Origin of the sequence: Burkholderia sp. Ax-1720, assembly GCF_011753035.1 — a bacterium.
Lineage (GTDB): Bacteria > Pseudomonadota > Gammaproteobacteria > Burkholderiales > Burkholderiaceae > Burkholderia > Burkholderia gladioli.
In genome coordinates this window covers 1-2766 of the sequence record NZ_VWWK01000345.1, presented here as the reverse complement: position 1 = coordinate 2766, position 2766 = coordinate 1, and the positions used below count along the sequence as shown (strand labels likewise).

The following is a 2766-nucleotide window of genomic DNA, read 5'->3' as shown; positions in this document are numbered from 1 at the left end:
ATCGCGGGCGCGTCGGCCGTGGCGGGCGGCGCGTCGTCGAGCACGCGCGAACCGGCGCGCGTGACCTGGCCCGCCACGTCGTAGAGATCCTTGACCGAGACGGGCAGGCCCGCCAGCGGCGACAGGCGCACGCCGGCGCGACGCAGCGCGTCCTGCGCATCGGCCTGGCGGCGCGCGTCGTCGGCATCGACCCGGCAGAACGCGTGGGCGCCGTTGCCGCCCTCGGCGTCGATGCGGGCGAGCGCGATATCGACCAGCTCGCGGCTGGTGGTGGTGCCGGCATCGAGTTGCGCGGCGAGAGTCAGCAGCGGGGTGGCGGGCGTGAAGCGCATCGGGGTGTCTCCGGCAGGTTGGTAGGGCGCGCGCATGGCGGCCGCTCAGGCGACCACGGGCAGCGCCTGGACCGCATAACGGTGGCGCAGGCTGCGGCCGAGCACGGGGTCGTGCAGCTCGAGCTCGAAGGCGTCGCCGCTCTTCATCGCGGCCATCTCGCCGAGCACGGCCAGGGTGCCGCTGTACATCGCGCTGCCGGCCGGCAGGGCCTCGATGTCGATGCCGCCGTGGCGTTGCCACAGCGCGGCGGGCGGCAGCAGGCCGTCGACGCTGCCTTGCTGGTAGGCGCGCGCGCTGCCGTCGGCGGCGACCAGGCGCGCGCGCAGCTCCAGGCGGTCCCAGTGCGCGGCCACCTCGGCGTAGCGCCAGGCCTCGCGCGCCACCGGCTTGACGCAGACCTGCTTGGAGACGGCCACGCTGTAGGCCTCGGTCTTGCGGTCGGTGTGATCGGAGCCGATCGTCACCAGGGTGCCGAGCGGGCTGCCGAACAGCACGCATTCGATCTCGCCGCTGGTGTCGGTGCCGAGCACCTCGACCGTGTCGGCCTGGCTCAGTTGCTGGGCGGCGACGCGGTAGAAGCAGGGCGTGCTGGAGGGCGGCGCCACGCCGAGCGCGGCCAGTTCGTCGATGTGGTGCTGGATCGCGGCCGCGTCGCGGCCGGCCCAGCCGGCGATGACGAGCGTGTCGAAGCCGAGTTCGAGCGTGCGGGCGGCGCCGTCGGGCGAGGAAACGGTGAAGGAAAGCTGGGTCATGTCGGGTTCGGGTCGTGCGGGAGCCGGCGTCGCGCCAGGCGCGCGGCCGGCCTCGCGCGGCGCCCGGGCATCGCGGCCCGGGCATCGGCTAAGACGGCCGCGCCGGCATGGCGCCGGCGGGGAGCGCGGCGGCTGCCGCGCGGGAGTTTCATGGGCGAGGCTTCAGTCCTCGAGCGCGCGATGCGCGGTCTCGCGCGCGGCGAGCAGGGCGATCGCGGTGACGATCAGCGCGCCGGTCACGTACAGCGAGACGGCGATCGTGGTGTGCCAGTTGCGGAACAGCGCGACGATGATCAGCGGCGCGAATCCGCCGCCGAGGATGCCGGCCAGCGTGTAGGCCAGCGAGGAGCCGGCGTAGCGCACGCGGGTCGGGAACTGCTCGGTGACGAAGGCGGCTTGCGGGCCGTACATCACGGCGTGGATCACCAGGCCGATCACCACCGCCAGCACGATCAGCCCCGGCTGCGAGGTGTTGACCAGCGAGAAGAACGCGAAGGCCCAGACGATCGCCGCCAGCACGCCGCCGAGATAGACGGGGCGCCGGCCGAAACGGTCCGACAGCGCGCCGAACAGCGGCACCGTCAGCGCGTTGCAGGCGGTGCCGCACAGTACGGCGGTGAGCGCCAGCGAACGCGACAGGTTCAGCACCGTGGTCACGTAGGTCAGCGTGAACACCACGATCAACGCATAGAGCACGTCCGAGCCGATCCGCGAGCCGCCGGCCACCAGCAGGCGGCGCCAGTGCTGCGAGAACACCTCGGCCACCGGCACCTTGGCGGTGTTGTGCGATTCGCTGAGCTTCTCGAAGGCCGGCGTCTCGCCCACGCTGCGGCGCACCCACAGCCCGAAGACCACCAGCAGCAGGCTGGCCAGGAAGGGCACGCGCCAGCCCCAGGCGAGGAACGCGTCGGAGGACACCGAGATGGTGATCAGCGCGATGAAGCCGGTGCCGAGCAGGGTGCCGAACGAGGGCCCGACCTGGGCCCAGGACGCATTCAGGCCGCGCTTCTTCTGGTTGCCGTGCTCGACCGAGAGCAGCACCGCGCCGGCCCATTCGCCGCCCAGCGCGATGCCCTGCACGAAGCGCAGGCTCACCAGCAGGATCGGGCTCAGGATGCCGGCCGACTGGTAGGTGGGCAGCACGCCCATCAGCGCGGTGGTGATGCCCATCAGCAGCAGGGTCAGCATCAGCACGGCGCGCCGGCCGAGCTTGTCGCCGAGGTTGCCGAACACGAAGCCGCCCAGCGGCCGCGACACATAGCCGACCGCGTAGGTCGAGAAGGCCAGCAGGGTGCCGGCCAGCGGATCGACCGAGGGGAAGAACAGGTGGTTGAAGACCAGCGCGGCGAGCGTGTTGTAGACCGTGAAGTCGTACCACTCCAGCGAGGTGCCGATCATGCTCGCGGTGGCGAGGCGTCCGCGTCCGGCGCGCGGTTGCTCCAGCGTCGGTGACGTGCTGGCGAGAGCGTTCATCTTTTTCTCCATCAGGTGGGGCAGCGGTGGCACATCGGGTTTCAGGCCGCCAGGCGCCAGAGCAGGTCGAAGGCGTGCACGTTCGCGGCTTCGACGTCGGCGAGCGCGGCCAGGCGCGTGGCGAGGGCGTGCGCGGCGGCGGCCGAGCTGCCTTCGACCAGCACCAGCGCGTCGCCGAGCGCGGTGCCGGGTGCGCCGGCGCCGGTGA

The 2766-nt window shown here is 72.4% G+C and carries 3 protein-coding genes; all 3 read right to left on the bottom strand.

From position 1 onward, the window contains the following. Nucleotides 1–332 (bottom strand): amidase family protein (locus F3J18_RS36435; protein ID WP_240156512.1); only part of this gene is annotated, 332 nt, incomplete at its 3' end. 45 nt (nucleotides 333–377) lie between these two features. Further along, the gene (locus F3J18_RS36430; RefSeq protein ID WP_166916990.1) at nucleotides 378–1085 is read right to left on the bottom strand and encodes a DUF2848 domain-containing protein; all 708 of its coding nucleotides are present in this window, start codon (nucleotides 1083–1085) and stop codon (nucleotides 378–380) included. A 162-nt stretch (nucleotides 1086–1247) separates the two neighbouring features. Next, nucleotides 1248–2558, bottom strand: coding sequence for an MFS transporter (locus F3J18_RS36425; protein ID WP_025101651.1), 1311 nt, complete (start codon nucleotides 2556–2558; stop codon nucleotides 1248–1250). Nucleotides 2559–2766: the final 208 nt, after the last annotated feature.

Bases quoted from the DNA above. Each gene is read 5' to 3' on its own strand.
- F3J18_RS36425 (WP_025101651.1), bottom strand. From the start codon at position 2,558: ATGAACGCTCTCGCCAGCACGTCACCGACGCTGGAGCAACCGCGCGCC.
- F3J18_RS36430 (WP_166916990.1), bottom strand. From the start codon at position 1,085: ATGACCCAGCTTTCCTTCACCGTTTCCTCGCCCGACGGCGCCGCCCGC.